Origin of the sequence: Kribbella sp. NPDC050820 (assembly GCF_040653975.1) — a bacterium.
Classification (GTDB): domain Bacteria; phylum Actinomycetota; class Actinomycetes; order Propionibacteriales; family Kribbellaceae; genus Kribbella.
In genome coordinates this window covers 1-17,256 of record NZ_JBFAHB010000022.1, presented here as the reverse complement: position 1 = coordinate 17,256, position 17,256 = coordinate 1, and the positions used below count along the sequence as shown (strand labels likewise).

The 17,256-nt window shown below is 67.1% G+C and carries 24 protein-coding genes; 7 read left to right on the top strand and 17 right to left on the bottom strand.

Going from position 1 to position 17,256, the window contains the following annotated elements:
- Window positions 1-42 precede the first annotated feature (42 nt).
- From AB0H36_RS20430 to AB0H36_RS20375, 12 genes are all read right to left on the bottom strand, one after another.
- Window positions 43-1,044, bottom strand: coding sequence for an acyl-CoA desaturase (locus AB0H36_RS20430; protein ID WP_360525270.1), 1,002 nt, complete (start codon window positions 1,042-1,044; stop codon window positions 43-45).
- 250 nt (window positions 1,045-1,294) lie between these two features.
- Window positions 1,295-2,566, bottom strand: a complete 1,272-nt coding sequence (locus AB0H36_RS20425; RefSeq protein ID WP_360525266.1) for a tyrosine-type recombinase/integrase — start codon at window positions 2,564-2,566, stop codon at window positions 1,295-1,297.
- Entirely contained in the window at window positions 2,566-2,748 is a 183-nt protein-coding gene (locus AB0H36_RS20420; RefSeq protein WP_360525263.1) for a helix-turn-helix domain-containing protein, read from the bottom strand. Before AB0H36_RS20420 ends, AB0H36_RS20425 begins: the two co-directional genes overlap by 1 nt.
- Before the next feature lie 14 nt (window positions 2,749-2,762).
- Window positions 2,763-4,355 carry a replication initiator gene (locus AB0H36_RS20415; protein WP_360525260.1) on the bottom strand — a complete coding sequence of 531 codons (1,593 nt, stop codon included), beginning with the start codon at window positions 4,353-4,355 and terminating at the stop codon, window positions 2,763-2,765.
- Window positions 4,352-4,552 carry a hypothetical protein gene (locus AB0H36_RS20410; RefSeq protein WP_360525258.1) on the bottom strand — a complete coding sequence of 67 codons (201 nt, stop codon included), beginning with the start codon at window positions 4,550-4,552 and terminating at the stop codon, window positions 4,352-4,354. The genes AB0H36_RS20415 and AB0H36_RS20410 overlap by 4 nt, the downstream gene beginning before the upstream one ends.
- A complete protein-coding gene (locus AB0H36_RS20405; RefSeq protein ID WP_360525255.1) occupies window positions 4,549-4,941 on the bottom strand; it encodes a WhiB family transcriptional regulator in 393 nt (130 codons plus the stop codon). The genes AB0H36_RS20410 and AB0H36_RS20405 overlap by 4 nt, the downstream gene beginning before the upstream one ends.
- Complete coding sequence (locus tag AB0H36_RS20400; RefSeq protein WP_360525253.1) at window positions 4,938-5,297, bottom strand: hypothetical protein; 360 nt, start codon at window positions 5,295-5,297, stop codon at window positions 4,938-4,940. The genes AB0H36_RS20405 and AB0H36_RS20400 overlap by 4 nt, the downstream gene beginning before the upstream one ends.
- Window positions 5,290-6,387: an FtsK/SpoIIIE domain-containing protein gene (locus tag AB0H36_RS20395; protein ID WP_360525250.1), complete on the bottom strand. Its 1,098-nt coding sequence runs from the start codon at window positions 6,385-6,387 to the stop codon at window positions 5,290-5,292. The genes AB0H36_RS20400 and AB0H36_RS20395 overlap by 8 nt, the downstream gene beginning before the upstream one ends.
- Entirely contained in the window at window positions 6,387-6,665 is a 279-nt protein-coding gene (locus tag AB0H36_RS20390) for a hypothetical protein (protein WP_360525247.1), read from the bottom strand. Before AB0H36_RS20390 ends, AB0H36_RS20395 begins: the two co-directional genes overlap by 1 nt.
- 6 nt (window positions 6,666-6,671) lie before the next feature.
- On the bottom strand, window positions 6,672-6,944 hold the full coding sequence (locus AB0H36_RS20385; protein ID WP_360525244.1) for a hypothetical protein: 273 nt from the start codon (window positions 6,942-6,944) through the stop codon (window positions 6,672-6,674).
- Entirely contained in the window at window positions 6,944-7,306 is a 363-nt protein-coding gene (locus AB0H36_RS20380; RefSeq protein WP_360525241.1) for a hypothetical protein, read from the bottom strand. Before AB0H36_RS20380 ends, AB0H36_RS20385 begins: the two co-directional genes overlap by 1 nt.
- Before the next feature lie 25 nt (window positions 7,307-7,331).
- Window positions 7,332-7,742 carry a plasmid replication, integration and excision activator gene (locus AB0H36_RS20375; RefSeq protein WP_360525238.1) on the bottom strand — a complete coding sequence of 137 codons (411 nt, stop codon included), beginning with the start codon at window positions 7,740-7,742 and terminating at the stop codon, window positions 7,332-7,334.
- A 139-nt stretch (window positions 7,743-7,881) separates the two neighbouring features.
- Here AB0H36_RS20375 and AB0H36_RS20370 point away from each other — a divergent pair, with 139 nt between their 5' ends.
- A complete protein-coding gene (locus tag AB0H36_RS20370) occupies window positions 7,882-8,727 on the top strand; it encodes a winged helix-turn-helix domain-containing protein (protein ID WP_360525235.1) in 846 nt (281 codons plus the stop codon).
- Window positions 8,724-9,410 (top strand): HAD family phosphatase, encoded by a 687-nt coding sequence (locus tag AB0H36_RS20365; protein ID WP_360525232.1) that lies wholly within the window; start codon window positions 8,724-8,726, stop codon window positions 9,408-9,410. The genes AB0H36_RS20370 and AB0H36_RS20365 overlap by 4 nt, the downstream gene beginning before the upstream one ends.
- Before the next feature lie 456 nt (window positions 9,411-9,866).
- Here AB0H36_RS20365 and AB0H36_RS20360 read toward each other — a convergent pair whose 3' ends face one another.
- Window positions 9,867-10,352, bottom strand: a complete 486-nt coding sequence (locus AB0H36_RS20360; RefSeq protein ID WP_360525229.1) for a hypothetical protein — start codon at window positions 10,350-10,352, stop codon at window positions 9,867-9,869.
- Between the two features lie 815 nt (window positions 10,353-11,167).
- Between AB0H36_RS20360 and AB0H36_RS20355 the strand changes: the two genes are divergently transcribed.
- Window positions 11,168-11,428, top strand: coding sequence for a hypothetical protein (locus AB0H36_RS20355; protein WP_360525226.1), 261 nt, complete (start codon window positions 11,168-11,170; stop codon window positions 11,426-11,428).
- Between the two features lie 166 nt (window positions 11,429-11,594).
- On the opposite strand, the gene AB0H36_RS20350 is transcribed toward AB0H36_RS20355, so the two are convergent.
- Complete coding sequence (locus tag AB0H36_RS20350) at window positions 11,595-11,999, bottom strand: NUDIX domain-containing protein (protein WP_360525224.1); 405 nt, start codon at window positions 11,997-11,999, stop codon at window positions 11,595-11,597.
- A 695-nt stretch (window positions 12,000-12,694) separates the two neighbouring features.
- Here AB0H36_RS20350 and AB0H36_RS20345 point away from each other — a divergent pair.
- Both AB0H36_RS20345 and AB0H36_RS20340 read left to right on the top strand, forming a co-directional pair.
- Complete coding sequence (locus tag AB0H36_RS20345; protein ID WP_360525221.1) at window positions 12,695-13,144, top strand: DUF4304 domain-containing protein; 450 nt, start codon at window positions 12,695-12,697, stop codon at window positions 13,142-13,144.
- 133 nt (window positions 13,145-13,277) lie between these two features.
- Complete coding sequence (locus AB0H36_RS20340) at window positions 13,278-13,721, top strand: hypothetical protein (protein ID WP_360525219.1); 444 nt, start codon at window positions 13,278-13,280, stop codon at window positions 13,719-13,721.
- Window positions 13,722-13,805: 84 nt separating this feature from the next.
- Here AB0H36_RS20340 and AB0H36_RS20335 read toward each other — a convergent pair whose 3' ends face one another.
- A complete protein-coding gene (locus tag AB0H36_RS20335; protein ID WP_360525216.1) occupies window positions 13,806-14,078 on the bottom strand; it encodes a MafI family immunity protein in 273 nt (90 codons plus the stop codon).
- 324 nt (window positions 14,079-14,402) lie between these two features.
- On the opposite strand from AB0H36_RS20335, the gene AB0H36_RS20330 reads away from it, so the two are divergent.
- Window positions 14,403-14,774, top strand: coding sequence for a hypothetical protein (locus tag AB0H36_RS20330; protein ID WP_360525213.1), 372 nt, complete (start codon window positions 14,403-14,405; stop codon window positions 14,772-14,774).
- Window positions 14,775-14,846: 72 nt separating this feature from the next.
- On the opposite strand, the gene AB0H36_RS20325 is transcribed toward AB0H36_RS20330, so the two are convergent.
- A complete protein-coding gene (locus tag AB0H36_RS20325; RefSeq protein ID WP_360525210.1) occupies window positions 14,847-15,098 on the bottom strand; it encodes a bacteriocin immunity protein in 252 nt (83 codons plus the stop codon).
- Between the two features lie 251 nt (window positions 15,099-15,349).
- On the opposite strand from AB0H36_RS20325, the gene AB0H36_RS20320 reads away from it, so the two are divergent.
- Window positions 15,350-16,123: a DinB family protein gene (locus AB0H36_RS20320; RefSeq protein ID WP_360525207.1), complete on the top strand. Its 774-nt coding sequence runs from the start codon at window positions 15,350-15,352 to the stop codon at window positions 16,121-16,123.
- Between the two features lie 397 nt (window positions 16,124-16,520).
- On the opposite strand, the gene AB0H36_RS20315 is transcribed toward AB0H36_RS20320, so the two are convergent.
- Window positions 16,521-17,256, bottom strand: a 736-nt coding sequence (locus AB0H36_RS20315; RefSeq protein ID WP_360525203.1) for an IS3 family transposase, incomplete at its 5' end; no start/stop codon positions are given.

Below are 17,256 nucleotides of genomic sequence, written 5' to 3'. Positions count from 1 at the left end.
GCATCATGCCGTACTTCGGTGTTGCAAGTCGGAGGTTTACGGTCAGGCTGCTTTCAGAGTACGCGTGGTGGCATCGGCACGGCGCGCCTCCAGACGCTCCTTGACCGGCCAGCGGACATCGCTCACCCAGCCCATCTTCTCGAAGAACCAGATGCACCGGGCGGACGTGTCGAGCTGTCCCTTGAGGACGCCGTGCCGCGCGCAGGTCGGGTCCGAGTGGTGCAGGTTGTGCCACGACTCGCCCTGGCTCAGGATCGCCAGCCACCACACGTTGCCGGACTTGTCCCGGCTCTTGAACGGCCGGTCGCCGATCGTGTGGCAGATCGAGTTGATCGACCAGGTCACGTGGTGCAGCAGCGCGATCCGGACCAGGCTGGCCCAGAAGAACGCGGTCAGCGCGCCCTCGATCGACCACGACCACAGCCCGCCGATGACCGCCGGCGCGAGCAGCGAGATCGTCACCAGCAGTGGGAACATCCGGGACACCTTGACGATGTCCTTGTCCCTCAGCAGATCCGGCGCGTACTGCCGCTGCGGGGTCTGCTCGGTGTCGAACAGCCAGCCGATGTGTGCGTGCAGGAAGCCCTTGGTCAGCGCGCCGAGGCTGGTGCCGTACTTCCACGGGCTGTGCGGGTCGCCGTCGCGGTCGGAGAACTTGTGGTGCTTGCGGTGGTCGGCCACCCAGCGGATCACCGGCCCCTCGATCGCCAGCGAACCGGCGATCGCCAGCGCGTACTTCATCGGCCGGTTCGGCTTGAACGACTTGTGCGTGAACAGCCGGTGGAAACCGATCGAGATGCCGTGCCCGGCGACCGTGTAGAACACCACGGCCAGGATCACGTCCCGCCAGCCCAGGAACCCGCCCCAGGCGATCGGTACGGCGGCCAGCACGGCGAGGAACGGGATCCCGATGAACAACGCCAGCGCCACCTGCTCCCACGGGCGCTTCTGCTCACCCCCGAGCGTCCCGGTGTGCACGTCGAGCTCGTCGGCCTGCGCGGCGCGTTCGGGCGCCTCCGGTGCGGCTACGGCGGGTGGAGTCATGGCGTAATTCCCTCAGCTGGAGGACTGCTTACCTACGCCACCGTAACCTACGGAGCCGTAGGTAAGGAACCCCACAGCGTGTCGCTCACCCCACTCCATGGCAGACTGTCCCGGCGACCACGATCCCCCGTGGGGTACTCGGCAGCCCGCGAGACTTTGAATCTCGAAGACCTGGATCGAAACCAGGCGGGGGAGCAGCGCAAAACCCCGGCTCGGAAGTCTCTGAGCCGGGGTTTTGCTAACGGATTTGCTAACAGGCCACTGGCACCGGCGCATCCGGGTCGTCATCGTCGGGGTCGGTGGCCGCCGCTTCGGTGTCGCCGTCGACGGCGGCCGCGAACGTGTTAGCAACCTCGTCGGCGTGCTTGCGGATGACGTGTGCGTAGACGCGCAGGGTGATAGCAGGGTCCGCGTGACCGAGCCGTTCCGCCACCACATGAACCGGCACACCGGCCGTCAGGAGCAGGGTGGCGTGAACGTGGCGCAGGTCGTGCAGCCGAGCATGCGGAAGTGGCTTCGGCGGCCGGGGAAGTTCCTGCCGTTTGGTGCGCCGGGTGCCGGGGATCGCAGGCTCGTTGTGTTGCCGAATCAGTACCGAAATGAGGTTGGTCACGGTGTCAGGTGGCACCGGCCGACCGAGCCCGGTCGTGAACACATAGTCACCGCCCTGCCAGGCATCCCCCGCGATCTCCTGTTCAGCCCGCTGACGGCCCCGGTGCTCGCGCAGTACCGCCAGGGTCTCGGCATCGAGGGAGACCGTGCGCTCACGTCCGCTCTTGGGCGTGCCTTCCTGGCGCTTACCGGCCACCATGCCCGCCGTGCCCCGGATGTGGATCGCTCCACGGTCCCAGTCCACCTCAGACCAGCGCAGGTACAGCAGCTCACCTCGTCGAGCGCCGGAGTACGCCGACAGCCGGTAGAAGGCGTACAGCCGGTGGGACTCGGCCAGCCGGAGGAACGTCCGAAGCTCGTCAGCCGACCAGATCGTCCCAATCGGCTTGACCTCCCGGCGAGGCCGCTTGGCCGTTGTGCACGGGTTGGACGGGATCAGCCGGTCAGCCTTCACCGCGTCGTTCAGCGCCTTCCGGAGAATCGCGTTGATGTACTCGATGCTGCGGGGTGACAGGCCCTTGCCGCCCTTCCCTCCCTTCGTCGACAGCTCCTTGTACATCGCCGTCAGCGTTGCCGAACGAACGGCCTGAAGGCGCATCTTCCCGATACGCGGGTAGACGTGCCGCTCCATCCACTCGCGATACCCGGCGAGGGTGCTGGGCTTGATCTCCATCGAGTGACCATCGAGCCAGCCGGTCAGGTACTCCTCGACGGTGATCCGGCTCTTCTCGACGTACTCACCGCGTCTCGCAGATCGGCGTGCCTCATCGCGCGCTTCCTTGGCTGCATCCTTGGTCGGGAACCCGCCGACCCACTTTGGCTTGCTCCTGCCCGTGATCGGGTCGGGCACGCGAACGACGTACGACCAGGTCTTGCCCCGCTTGGTGAGTCCGTCCTCGACCCCGGCCATCAGGCAGCCTCCCCGAGTCCGGCGACGAACTGCCGCAGGTCGGCCGCCTTGACCAAGCGGGAGCTGTCGATCTTGACGGAGCGCAGCGTGCCGGACTGGATGAGCTGGTACACCTTCGCTCGGCTCAGCCCGAGCGCGGACGCGACTTCCGGGACGCGGTACAGCAGCTTGGTTTCCTGCATGGTCTCTCCCCAGATCAGGCCGCAGGTGCGGCGGTGTCGTTGGTGGTGTCGGTTGCCGAACGGGTATCGGCGGGTGGTGCGTTGGCGGCGCGTTGCTTGGCTTGCTCGTACTCGGTGCGCCAGCGGATGCGTTCGTTGATGCCGCGTGTGAGTACGCCGTGCCAGGTCGGTAGGTCGTCGTCGTTCGCCCGGTCGACCGGCGACCAGATGAACCGGGGCGAGCCGTCCTCGAGCTGGGCGGTGGCGGCGTACCGGTCGGTGTCGGGCATGTCGACACCGGCAGCCGCGAGGGTCTGGCGGACAACTTCGGCGCGGTCGGCGCGGTGGTCTGCGAGGGTCTTGCCGGTCCACTGACGGGACACGAGGACGCGGCGGCCACCCAAGCCCAGGTGGTGCCTGTCGTGGGCTTTGGAGGGGCACCAGCCCGGCCGCATGCCCGGTTCCGCGTCCTTGGGTTGTACGCCGAAGCGGAGCCAGTTCGAGCACGACGGGGAGCAGGGCAGCCAGCGGACCTCGCGGTGCAGCCGGTCGAGGTGGATCGCCTGTGCGGTGGTGATGCTGTCGTCGTCGCCGTAGGTGTCTGCGATGGACTTGGCGAGGTACTTGGTCAGGTAGCCGATCGCCTTGCCGACCTTGTCCTCAGCGTCCGCGATGATGCCTTGATAGTCGAGCTGGCGGCCGAGCTTGACCACGTGTGCCGGGGTCGCGGCCGGGTCGGCGTCGATCGCGTCAAGCGCCTGTTCCCAGGTGGGCAGCGGCGCACCGTTCAGGGGGTCGGTGTAACCGCCGGCCAACTCGTCCCATCGAGGCAGGTCGTCCCCGACGTACACGGGTTCGGTGCACTGCGGCGACCAGAGCTGGTGGTAGGTCGCGGCGGCCACGTCCTTGACGGTCTGGCGGGGGATGACGCCCCGGACGGCGGCGTGCAGGTGCGGGGCGAGGCGTCGTTGTGCTTCGACGGTGGCGAAGTACTGGACCTTGTACCCGGCGCAGCGGCGCAGGTTCTGCCAGAACCGGTCAACGAGCTTCGGGAAGTGCAGCGCGTCCATCGCGGCCCGGTGGTAGTCGTAGCTGCTGGGGTCGAGCGGTGTGCCATCCGGGCCGACCTTGCCGTACGACGGCAGCGTGAGCGTGAGGAACATCGACGGCCGGTAGGCGCGTCCGTTTGGAGCGGTGAACGTCGTACCCACGGTGCGGTTGTCCATCGGGACCTTGGGCAGGTCCGGGGCGTCCTGGCGGCGACGAGTCGAGCGGACCCGGCGGCCTGATTCTTCAACGTCTGCGGGGGTTTCGTCGTCGGTGTCGGTGTCCTCGTCAGCGTCATCCGAAGCCGCGGGGACCTCCTCGGCCGGGTCGTCGTCGGTGCCGGGGATCTCGTCGTCGCGGTGCCAGCCCTCGCGGCACTGCTGCATCCGGAGCTTGCGGGCGCGGTCGGCGCAGGGTGGGCACTGGCGTTCCTGAGTCGAGCCGCACGGGATCGGTACGACGAGCTGTTCACCGGTGGTGGTGTCGGTCAGCCGGGACAGCACGGGGCGGACGCAGACGCCGTTGCGTACAGCCAGGTCGTGCAGCACGTCGGGCGCGACGTGGCCCAGGGTCGAGATCATTCCGAACCACCTCCTCGGCGCGGGGTTTCTCGTTCACCGGCCCAGGGGACCCGCGCCGTGAGGTAGACGCGGACCCCCGTCGAGCCGTGGTTGGGGTAGAGGCGGCCGGAGCCGGTGAGGTCGAACACCACGCCAAGGACCTTGACCATGACCTCGATCTCGTCGGGGTCGCCCGAAACGCGGAGCCGGACCGTCATGCCGCCTGCCTCCACAGGAATTCCGGCAGCAGCGTCGCCCCGTCCAGGGCGTCTACGACCGGGGCACCGTCGACCAGGTCGCGGACCAGGACGCCTCGTTGAAGTTCGGTGGTGCCGCCCCAGACGCCGTACTCCTGGCCGGTGGACAGGGCGTAGCCGAGGCAGGAGCGCCGGACCGGGCAGAAGCTGCACCGGTCGACCGCGTTCGTCTTGCCGGTGGTGTCGGTCTCGGCCGGGAACCAGGTGTCATCACCGGTCGAGCGACATGCACCCATGGCCTGCCAGCCGGGTACGACGTGCGCGGTCAGCTCGGCCCGCAGCTCGTTCGTCAGCTCCGGAGCGGTGTCGAAGACGAGCTCCAGTTGCCCCGGGACCTGCTGCCGGTTCATGCCGCCGCTCCCGTCTCGTCCAGCCCGCCCAGCTCGTCGCGGTCGTCGACGTCCACCAGGTCGGCAGGGGTGTCGATGGGGCGGAGGTTGTGGGCCGGGCGGTAGTCGCGTGCCATGGCCTTGATCTCGTCATCGGTGACGTAGGCGGCGCGGACCCGGATCGGGACGGGCGAGTGCTCGACCTTGACGAACCCGACACCCGGCTGCGAGAGCGCGATGTTGTCGGCCTCGGCTCCGAGATCGCGCTGTCCTTCCCCGAGCACCATGTCGACCTGCGAGGACGAGCCGAGCCGAAGCGCGATCCGGTCGGGGAAGATGTCGCGCCACGTCACGATGTCCTTCGTGGGTTCAACCACGGTCGCGAGGACGGCGTAGCCGGGGCCGCGTCCCTTGGACAGCAGGCGTCCGAGCGCGGTCTTCTACCCGGCCCATCTGCCGCCGACCGTCCGGACCAGGAAGCAGCGTCGTGAGCTGCATTAGCTCGTCCACGAGGATCAGCACCAGCGGTGTCTGTGTCGACACGGTGAACTTGCGGGCACGGCCGCGCAGGTACCGGGCGCGCTCGTCCAGGTCGTCGGCGTCCTGCTCCAGCAGCGACACCATGGCTTCGTAGTCGTCGGCCTCGTACCGGGTGAACAGGTCCCGGCCGAAGTCCAGTTCCATGCCGCCTTTGGGGTCGATTGCGTGCACCTGCACCAGGCCCGCCCGGATGTACGGCGCGAGTGCCCGCAGCACTGACCAGATGATCGCGGACTTACCCGATCCGGTGCCCCCGGCAACGAGGATGTGAGTGCCCTGGACCCGCAGCCGCCACGGCGTACCGTCCTCGGCGTACCCGATCACCAGCCCGTCCAGGTCCTCCACCCGCAGGGTCTCCGGGATCGGAACTGCGGGGAGGGTCTTGACCAGCGGGTCCCGCTTGTACAGGTCCAGCCACACCCGGCCCGGTCGCGCCTGCCGAGTCGTGGCACGGCGGGCACGGGTCGCGTGCTGGAGCCGTTCCAGGCAGTCGGTCACGTCGCGCGGGGTGATGCCGTCCGGCAGGTCCAGCAGCAGCGAATCCGTGGACGCATTGGAGACCACCTTGACGATGCGGGGCCGCACGATCCATTCCCGAACCTCGGTCTTAATCGACAGCCCGAACCGGCCCATCCACCACCACCAGCGCGGCGCGTACACGAACCAGCGACGCCACCACGCCTTCACCCGCCAGGTGACCAGACGCCGGAACGACCCCGGTCGACGCCACCGCCACACACCCAGCAGCAGCCCCAGCAGACCGCCGGCGGTGATCACCCAGGCCCAGCCATGCTCCGAGCCGAACCAGGCCACGAACCCGGCCAGCAGCAACGGGACCATGACGCCGGGGTAGCGCAGCAGCGAGGCCAGCATCCGCACCACCGGCACGCCACCGGCAGCCTTGCGGCCGGTCTTGATCTTGCCCATCACTTCCGCCCCCTCTCGTGCTTGGCGAACCGCCGTTCGACGGCCAGCAGGTTTTGCCAGGTCTGCTCCAGCGCGGCCATGGCACCGGTCGCGCCGACGTTGGCGTCCGGGTCCGGCACGTTCTCCAGCACCCGGGTCGTCTTCTGCAACTGCGAACGGGCGTCGTCCAGCTCATTCATCACCGCGCGCAGCTTCGCCATCGCCTCCAGGTCGTTGCCGACCCCGAGCGCCCGCGCCCACTGATCCAGGAACCGGCGCTTACCAGCAATCGTCACCATCACCAATCAGCCCCTCTCGTGCACTGCGAACCCGCGCAGCGCCTCACCGACCACCAGCACGGCCAGATCGATCCGGCCCAACGCGAGCGCCAGCGACCGGGGGACCTCGTCGTTGGGTGCCTTCGACAACGACCGGGCCACCTTGCGGACCCGGTCCTGACCGTCCAGCAGACGACCCATCAGCTTGTGCAGCTCGGCCGACGCCTCGTCGTCGTTCCGAGCGCCGAGCGCATCCGCCCACCCGTCCAGATCCCGCCGAGTGGCGAACAGCGCGGTCATCACGCCACCGTCCCCAGGTCGCCGCCGGCGGTGGTGGTGGTGGGCCGGTACGGGACCGGCTCATCGACCAGGTGCTCAAGGCACTCGTCGTGATCGTGCTCGTTCCACTCGATCGACCCGAACACGTCCGCGTACGCGCACGGCTCACCACTGGGCAGCAGACCCAGCGCCACAGCGAGATCCTGACGCGCCCGCTCGATCAGACCCGCCAGGTCCTCCAGCACCGCGAGGTCACGGACGTACAGGCGCACGTTGTCGCCGATATCCCCGATCGTCAGCGTCACCCACGGCGACCGGCCCGCCCTGTCGAACACGTGGTGCGAAAGGCCCGTCCCGGTCTCCACGTGCGCATCAACCGTCATCGACGGAGCCACCCCGCGCCCCATCTCACGCCGCCTTCGGGGCAGCCGGGGCGTTCTTCGGCGCACGCACCGCCATGGCCTTGAACGACCACGCCAGACGCGGACGGTTGCCGTTCTCCGCGATGTACGGCGTCGCCGTCATGCCCTCGAACTCGACCGGCGTGAACGGCATCCCCTGCGGCTGCGGCGGCAATACCGGCTGCTGCTTGGCCAGGATCTTCACCGAGATCTGCCGGTCAGCCTTCCGAGCGTCCCGGTCCCCGTCCATCACGTCGACCGACCACACGTTGAGGCCGGTCTCCTCGTCGATCGCGTACACCGGCCGGTCCTTCGTCGACCGCTCGAAGTCCCGCACCTGCGTGACCTCCGAGACCGCGAACACGCCGTACGGAAAGACCTCACCGAACTCGATCTTGATCTTGCGCGGCATACCCATGACTTCAGCTCCTCTGTATAGGCCACCTAGGCTGACTAGCCAGGTTGGAATATGACTAAGGTAGCCAGGCTGGCTAGCCAGGTCAAGCATTTGGACAGAGAAATTCCTAGGCTGGCTAGCCAGGTACTACGCTGGAGTCATGGAGCTAGACCCGAACGACCCACGTCCGCCGTACCGGCAGGTGGCCACTGCGCTGCGCGCCGGGATCCTGACGCAGAAGTTCACGGCGGGGGAGAAGCTGCCCTCACAGCAGGAGCTCGCGACCCAGTACGGCGTTGCCCGCATGACGATTCAGCAGGCCTTGAAGCTGCTGCGCGACGAGGGGCTGATCGTGTCGCGGGTCGGCAGCGGGGTCTACGTTCGCGACCGGGCGGACCAGGCGGTCGGCCTTCGGCCACACATCGAGCAGGCGTTCGAGCGGACGCGCGTCACTGTCGATTTCGCGGGCCTGACCGGTGAGACTCTGCTCGGAGCGCTGGAGGAGCCGATCGAGCGCATCCGGCGCGGACGACTCACGCCGGACTCGGTCACCATCCGTCTGCTGTTGCCGGACTTGTCGCAGCCGCTTGCGGTCCCGTCGCGTGCCGGTTCGAAGCCTGGCGATGACCCAGCCGTCCGCAGCCGAGTGGCCGAGATTGCGCACCGGTCCGCCGGGGCGATTGTCGAGTCGGTCCGAGAACTTGGTGAGCTGGGGTTGGTCCAGAAGACCGAGGTTGAGGCTCGGGTCATCCCGCTGTCGATGATGTTCAAGATGTACCTGATCAACGACGAGGAGCTGTTCTTCGGCTTCTACCCGGTCGTTGAGCGTGAGGTGAAGATCGGCAGCAAGGACGTTCCGATCTTCGATGCGGTGGGCAAGGACACCGTTCTGTTCCACCACTCAGTGAGCGACGGCGACCGGGCCACCGGTGCGCAGTACGTCGAGCAGGCGCGACGCTGGTTTGACAGTCTCTGGGGCACACTCGGCCGGACCTACGAGCCGTGACCGCCGAGGCGCTAGCCGTCCTTCTCCGCCATCACCCGGCCATCCTGCTCGACTTCGACGGCCCGGTGTGCTCCGTCTTCGCCGGGTACCCGGCCGCGCAGATCACCGACGAGCTGCGTGCCGTCGCCCTCGAACAGCTCTCCGATCTGCCCCCCGAGCTTGCGCGCCTGTCCAGCCCTCACGAGTTCCTGGCGGCGTCCGCCAAGGTCTCGCCCGATCTCGCGCGGCGCATCGAGTCGGCTCTACAGCTCGCCGAGATCAAGGCGGTCGAGACTGCCACGCCGACCCCCGGCGCGGACGAGTTCCTAGGCGCCTTCCACGAGACCGATCGACCCCTGGCAATCGTCAGCAACAACACTGCCGGATCGGTGACCGCATACCTAGCCCGAACCGGTCTGGCTGATCTCGTCCACCACATCGAGGCACGAGACCCATCCGACCCCGCTCTGATGAAGCCAAGCCCTCACCTGATCCGGAGAGCAGCCGAGGCGCTGGCCGTTCCCCCGGTCGCATGCGTGCTGATCGGTGATCAGACCACCGACGTCCAGGCCGCCCGCGTGATCGGGACCGCGAGCATCGGCTACGCGAACAAACCCGGCAAGGCCGACGATCTCACCGCAGCCGGAGCGGACGCCGTCATCGTCCACATCTCCGAGCTGACCGAGGCAGTCCGCGCCGGTTAGCCCTGCCGAATTTGGCTCTTATGGATCAAGGCGCGCCTTCGGCGCGCGGCGCGGGCGTGCGCATGCGGCCTCCGGCCGTTCGCCGCCCGCGCCCGCTCTCGGTGTCTTTCTGGAGAGCCCAAGGAATCGCCTCCGGCGGGGGCCTCACGACTCCGGGATGACGGGCCGATTTTGGCCGGCTGGTCGGAGTGGGGTCGGGGTGCGTCTTCCCGTCTGCCGCTCAGCCCAGTCAGGACCTATCAGGAGCCACCAGAGGGGCCAAGATCGTTCGTCCAGCGGGGCGCTCCATCTTGGCCCCTCTGGCGTCTCCTGATCGCGCTACGCGTGGGCTGAACGGCAGACGGGAAGACGTAAGTCGGCCCATGTGCAGGGGCAGCTCCGGAAACGCTCAGTAGAGCGACCTCGCCATAAGAGGCGCCGTCCTGGCCGGTCCGCTCCGTCCTCTGCGGGCGACGTTCAGGACTGGTGCTTCCGGCGTTGCTTGCGGACGTGCCGCCACTCCCGGTATGGAATCAAGCTTGCCTGACCTAGCTCGGCAGCAACTGCCCCGTAGTGCTCAGGCGTGAGGCGCACGAACGCCGACCGGCCCTCGTCGGCAAGAGAGACGATGTCATCTCCGGCTGGGTTCCAGACCGTAGCGTCGTACGCCCACGGTGCGAACGTCACGAACGCTGACCAGACCTCGTCCCGTGTGACAGCGATGACTCCGGTCTGCGCGTAGTCGTAGCGCCCTTCAACCCGACCAGTTCGGGAAGCGATTTGCCGCAAAACCTCGGCGGCCGAGACAACATCGGGCGGCCAGTCCTCGCCGCCACCCGGTATGTCGGTCTCGCACCGATTCGCACTGACCTCCACCGTTCTCAGGATCAGGCGGCACGCCTCCACCACGTCAGCATGGCCCCACCCGTCGCTGTCGAGGATGAACGCCTCCATGGTCTCCACCCTGGCAGTATCGACCGTAGCTACCAGCGTTCGACCAGGCGGGGTCAACAGGGAGTGAATCACGTCAGGGGCGAGCCGGACCTGCTAACGGATTTGCTAACAAACGGTACGGACGGCGGTGGACGACCAGGCGCGAGCTGAGCCGGGTCCACGCTCAGGCGAGGTTGGGCGACACTGTCACGTGGACTGGTGCGGACGGGTCAGCGGCAACTTTGAATCTCGAAGACCTGGATCGAAACCAGGCGGGGGAGCTTTCTCACGTAGGACCCGTGTTGCTCACGGGTCCTACCCACGCGCCGCGACGCCCGGCTCCTACGTCGCCGTGCTCGCGTCGCTCCCACCCACCCGACGACGGTGCGTGCTCCGCGCGCTCCTCACCGCTTATCGCGCGGCCTGCCGCGTGCTGCCGCCCGCCGTTTCGCGCTGCCGCGCGGGTCTTGGCGTGCTGTCGCCCGCACTTGGGCGCTGCCGCGCGCCCACGACCGCCCCTGGTCCCGCCGACACGTGACGTGCTGCCTGCTGTGGTCAGGTGGCGGGCCCCCAGGTGGTGACGGGCACGGTCACGGCGCTCGCGCTGGGGGTAGGCGGCTCGTCGTACTGCCGAATGGGTACCGACATGAGGTTGGCCGTGGTGTCCCGGGGGAGGATGCGCCGCTCGACCTGGCCCGGCAGATTGGAGCGCGAAGAGTTGCGCGACGAGACTGTGCCCGTGACGGAACGGCGGCTCATCGGCTACTGGCGCAACGAGAGGCATCCCGAGTTACCCGGAGCCGACGGATCTTGTCGACGAGTCCTGGGATGCGGACGAACGCCACATGGCCTGGTCCTACCTGTCCAGCGGAACAACGGTCGTCTCCTACATGGGCCTCTCGCCCTGCCGCATGTGTGGCAACCAGAACGGCGCGCTGGAGTTCTCCGACGGCACCTATCAGTGGCCCGAAGGCTTGGCCCATTACGTGTACGACCACGCCGTTCGCGTACCAGCGGAGCTCGTCGAGCATGCGGGCAAGCAACTCGACCGCCTGGAGGCCGGAAGCGCCACCCTCGACTGGTGGCTCACGGTCACACGCCCCTAACCCACAAAGCCGCACTCACGGGCCGCGATCCCCGGATTCGCACTGATATACGTCCGCCCACACGGCTCGGCGGTGGCTATTTCGTCGCAAGTCGGGCGTTCTCTAGTACGACGCCCGGAGTGGCCGCCGGCAGGGCACTCAACTGCCGATGACAGCGCGTTGAAGTTCAGGCACGGTGGCTCCGCATCGCATCCACCAGGGCTGTGCGCACGAGTTCGTGGGCAGGAGGAGGAAGCTCCTCGAGGCCGAACCATGCGATGTCGTCGTGTTCCTCGGGAGCGACGTTCGCCGGCGTTCCCTGCCAGTCACGCACAAGCCAAGCGCTGAGGAGTGCCGGCTCTTCTGCAGGTCCTGCGGTCACCCGACACAGATGAGACGCCGAGTCCGTCGCTATCTGCACGCCGAACTCCTCTTGCAGTTCCCGCGTGAGCGCGCCCAGTTCTGACTCGCCGGCCTCCATGAGTCCACCGGGCAAATCCCACACGTCTGGGTACGCACGTTTGTTCGGCCTCCGATGCACGAGTAGGACTCGACCTTCACGAACCAGCGCGCCGACGACGACCTTATGCATTCGCGTATCAAAGCATCGACATCCGACAAGCGAGCCTCGCTCATGCCGCGGACAGCGTGGTCTCAGCCGGCGATGTTCGATCGCCGCGTCTGCGAGACTGCCCTCGTGGCAGCGAACCCGGGAGCCGGTCGGCACGAGCCGACCCGCGCTGAGGTGCACGCCTGGTGGGAGGACGTCGTTGCGGGGCGTCGTACCCGAACCGAGGCATCGGAGTTGGCCCAGCCGTGGCTGCAGGCCAACTTCATGGGGGAGGAGCTGGTGCTTCAGGGCCTCCTCTACCTGCAGGCGTTGGACCTTGGCGTTGACGCCCCGGGGGACACGCCCCGACATCGGTCCGGATCCGCCTCCGAGTACTTGGTATCGGACGCGGACATGGCTACGGCGCTCAGTCGATGGTTACAAGAGCTGGATGTCGTTGACGAGGATCCTGCCGGTTGGACGGTCCGGCACTTTCAGAGGATGGTCAGTGGCTTCGCCACGAGATGCGGCGCTGACCGGGCGCGCTCCTTCGGCGCGAAGCTCGTCGCTGCCGGCCACCTCACCAGCGCAGACGTTCTCGACGCGTTACGATAGCCAGGCCCGGGACCTTCGGCGCCACACCAACGCCCGGATCAAGCTCGCCGCCGGCCTTCACCTACTGTTGCGGGCGACCGTGACGAGGATCTTTGGATCGACGGCGTGGAAGGCGGAGGGCAATGACGCCGCGTGAGGCGATGGATGGCGCCTTGAAGGATGCGATCACGCAGTACCTGCGTCCAATGGGGTTCACCGGATCTCTACCGCATCTGCGTCGCCGTTCCGACGCCCAAATCTGTTTGATCAGCTTCCAGTTCTACTCGGCCGGCGGAAGCTTCGCCGTCGAGGCGGCTGAGTGCGGGCCCGACGGATTCACCACCTCCTGGGGCGAACACAAACCACCTCACAAGGTAAAGGCCTGGGATGTCCCGGCGCCTCGGCCGCGACTTGGAAGTGCGGATTTTCCCCACGGCGATCATTGGTTCGTCTTTGGCCCGCGAAACTATGAGCCGGGCGCGGAGAAGCTGCAGCGCCTTGAGGTCTACGAGGCGCTCGCTGCCGAAGTGATGCGATCTGTCGAGTCGCAGGCAGGGCCGTTCTGGAAGCAACAACTCTCGGCGCGGACGTAGCGCCAGCTGACTCAGCGGCGTAGTGCGTAGGCACCCAGCGCTGCCGAAACGCGCTCATGGCTCCGATGTGCGGACGCACCGCCCTCTGCACCGAGTTCTCTCGGGAGACTTGACGAGCCGCTAGCATCCGTCCATGCCGATGCTTGAGGTCCCTGGGACCTTTACGATGCTCGTCCCAGAAGGTTGGAACGCCAGCCAAGACGGGCGGACCTACGAGTTGACGCGACCCGGAGAGGACGGCGCGGTCCATGTGTCCGTCTACGACCGCGATGGATCGCCCTTGGGGGAGGACGAGGCGGGTCGTCTTGCGTCGAGGTTCATCGAACGGGCCGTCGTGTCAGACTCCGTTGCAGTCACCGTTCTGAAGGAGGATCAGAGCCAGCACCGTGCAGTCGCCCGATTCACCTCCGACGGCGACGGATCGGCGTACGCCTGGCTGGTGTTCCTCGTGTTGTGGCGCGAACGGTTTCTGATCTGCTCTTGCAACGCGGTGCCGGACTCGTCGCTGCTGGACGAAGCGGAGCGCATGTTCGCCACCATCTTCAAGCCCAAGAAGAGCCTCTTCCGGAAGAAGTGACCCGCAGGCTCGGGCCCGAACGCGGACGTCCGGTAGCCGCGGGTCAGCAAGGCGGTGTCATGCGGATGGGCCCGGCGTTCGCCGTCAGCTCTCCGGAAGGAACGACAGCGCATTCGGAACGCGATCACCCAGATGCATCCGGTCGGCGAGCGCGAGCAGGTCGGCTCGCTCGTCGCGTGCGAGCGGCAACTCATCCTCGGAGAGGACGTCCGCTAACTGTTCGAGTGCCAGGCCGAGTTGGTTCGCGTCGACGAACTCAGCGATCAACGCGATGTCCTTGCCTCGAAGCCGGTCATCCAGCCGGATGAGGAGGCCGTGCAGAAGTCCGGCGATCTCTTCGTAGTAAGCGCGATCCACGCAAGAAGTATCACCTGGCGGACGAGAGTCGCGCAGCAGTCGACGGAGGACAACATATGTCCGCCAACTGATCCGCGACAGATGTCCGCCAACCGATGTGCGACAGGCTAGAAGTCTGTCCACGTGTCGAAGCAACGCAAGCAGCTGGATTGCGGACACGTCAACCGACGACGTACGGACGAACGGGCTCGGTCCGCGGATCTCGGTTGATCCACGCGGGCAGCGGAACGACACTGGACGCCATGCGAGGTCCCAAGCAGCCTGTCTACCGGTTCTCCGGCGCACCCTCGTGGGATCCGTCTGCCCTTCGCGACGCGCTCTCCAATGCGCGATCTGCAACTGTCGCGCGGCGGATTCCTGATCTTCGCCACGGATCGGCACGCTGACGTCCTCGACGACACGACAGCGAAGTACGTATCCGTTGTGCGCAGCGAAGACGGCCCGCTCATTGACGAACCCGGAGCCGTCGGGGATCTGGTCGAAGCGCTTTCTGTCACTGAGGTCACCGACATTCTGTGCATGTGCACCGGCGACGTTGCCGCCGAGTTCTTCGACGACGACCGCAAGTTGCTCGCGGTTGTCCGACTCGACTTCCCAAACCGCATCGAGTGGCCGCACTGGCCCGGCCAGGCCTACGTCGCCGACCCGGACCGGCTTCGCCGATGGTTCACCGCCCACCACGACATCGCGAAGTAAGCGGCCTCGCGTAAGCGCCCAGCGCTGCTGAAGCGCGCTCAGCCGATGTGCGTCCACCCGGGGCACCGTCGTTTACTCGCCGAGAGAATCGCTCAGAGTTCGATCGCGCGGTAGGGGAGCCCGGTCGACCACCTCTTCCGGGGTTGGGTCGTGGTCGAACTCATCGCGAGGCCAGAAAATGAGCCCAGTAGCGCGAGGATGCGGCACAGCGGCCTGGAAGTCAGCAACGAGACGATCGACTTTCTCCTCGCTTGTGTAGTCGCCCGTCATGATCCGGTGCACGATCCGGATCAGTTCGGCGCGCTCGCTTGGTGGAGGACTCATGGCCGTCTCCCATTTCTGTGGACTGGCCGATCATGCCAGGCGACGCAGAACGTCTTTCTATGCCGCGATTCGTGCTTGCGCTCTGGCGTAGATCGCTTGGCGGGCAGGTGTCGCACATCTGCTCGTTGTCTGGCGCGTCGCGGTCGCGAGCGGGGCAAGGGGCGGGCTGAGGGGCCGCGTCGTGGACGCTGTGCCGGATTCGACCAGCGGTGGCGGTTGGGTTGTGGGGGTTGTCGGTGGGGGGTGGAACGATGTTGTGGTCGGCGATGGAGGGAGAGGTTGTGGCGCGGTTTGGTAAGGGTGATGAGCTTCGGGGGGCGGAGTTTGTGGGGGTGGATCTGCGAGGGGCTCGGTTTGTCGAGGCTGATTTGTCGGGGGTGGTGATGCGGGGCGTGGAGATGCGGGAGGTGGATATCGACGCGCCTTGGATCGCCCACGGGGAGAGCTTCTTTCGGGTGAACGGGGTTGATGTGACCGCGTTCGTCGAGGGGGAGCTTGATCGGCGGTTTCCGGGGCGGGCGGAGCGGCGGGCGGTGGATCCGGACGGGTTGCGCGCGGCTTGGGGTGCGGTCGAGCGGGCCTGGGGAGCGGTGCTCGAGCGGGTCGCGGGGATGCCGAACGGGACGGTTGACGTTTCGGTGGATGGCGAGTGGTCGTTTGCGCAGACGTTGCGGCATTTGGTGCATGCGACGGATTTGTGGTTCGGGAAGGCAGTTCTGCAGGTCGAGGAGCCGTTCCATCCGCTCGGTCAGCCGTATGACGATCGTGAGCTCGGAGGATCGGTCGCCGCTACGAGCACGCCGCCGTACGGCGAGGTGCTCGAGGCCCGCGCCGGTCGGGTCGCGATGGTGCGCGACTACATCGCCACAGTGACGCCGGAGGTGCTGGATGCGGAGTGCACGAATCCGCACAACCCTGATCATCCCGAGACCGTTCGGTCCTGTCTGCACGTGATCCTCGAGGAGGAGTGGGAGCACCAACGGTTCGCCGTGCGCGACCTCGACACCATCGAGGCGCGCGGCTGAGCGCGGTCAGCGGTTGGGTGGCTTTCAACGGGTGAGGTGGTCGGCGAACCCACTGCGCGGCGGCACGCTGCGCTGGCTGGATCGTTCGGCGACAGGCTCAGGCCGTCGGGTGGAGTTGTGTCGATCTGGGCGTCGAGCGCGCGGACTCCAAGGTCCCAGTTGAAGCACGCGGGCACTGGGCACGTGGGCCGACAATGCAACGGAGCTTCTCTGTTCGGCAATCCCCTCAAACCGTAGAGACTTGAGTTTGTTGTTTCGGTTGTTGGCCGGCTTCCCGCTGGCTGCCTGCCGATCTCGCCCGGAGCCGGGGTCGAGGCTGGCCGGAGGCCACCCCGGAGGGGCTGGGCCTTGACGTCGGCGAGGACGAGGTCAGACTCGGTGTGCGGGATCCGGTCGTTCATGCTGCCTGGTCGTCTGGTGGGCCGTGGCTGGCCTGGAGTGTGAGTTCGTAGGTGATCGGTGAGCGCATTCCGAGCGCGGAGTGGCGCCGGTCGTGGTTGTACTCCTCAATCCAGGCGGCGATCCGCGCGCGGGCCTGGGCCTTGGTGGTGAAGTGCTCGAGCCTGCGTAGCTCGAACTCGACGGTGGAGTGCCACGCCTCGATCACGGCGTTGTCCAGCGCTGAGCCTGGCCTGCCCATCGACTGGGTGATGCCGAGCCGGGTGCAGGCGGCCCGGAAGCTGCCGGCGGTGTATTCGCTGCCCTGGTCGGTGTGGAAGACGACGCTGGCGACCGCGGGCTTGCCGCCGCGGACCGCGACCGCCATCACCAGCGCGTCGTAGGCCAGCTCGGCGTTGTGGTGTTCACCCAGGCAGAACCCGACGATGCGCCGCGACCCCATGTCCAGCACCGAGTCCAAGAACAGCTTGCCCTCGTCGGTCACGATCTCGGTGCCGTCGCCGTACCACTTGCGGTTCAGCTGTTCGGTGCCGAAGTCACGACCGATCAGGTCCGGTGCCCGCCACCCGCCCCGCCCCGGACGAGTGGTCCGTTTGCGGCGCCGCTTCCGCCGGGCCTGCAGACCAAGCTCCCGCATGAGTTTGGCGACGGTGTTCTCGCTGACCCGCCAGCCCTCGTCGCGCAGGTCCGCGGCAATCCGCGGCGACCCATAGGTCCCGTGATGCTTGGCGAAC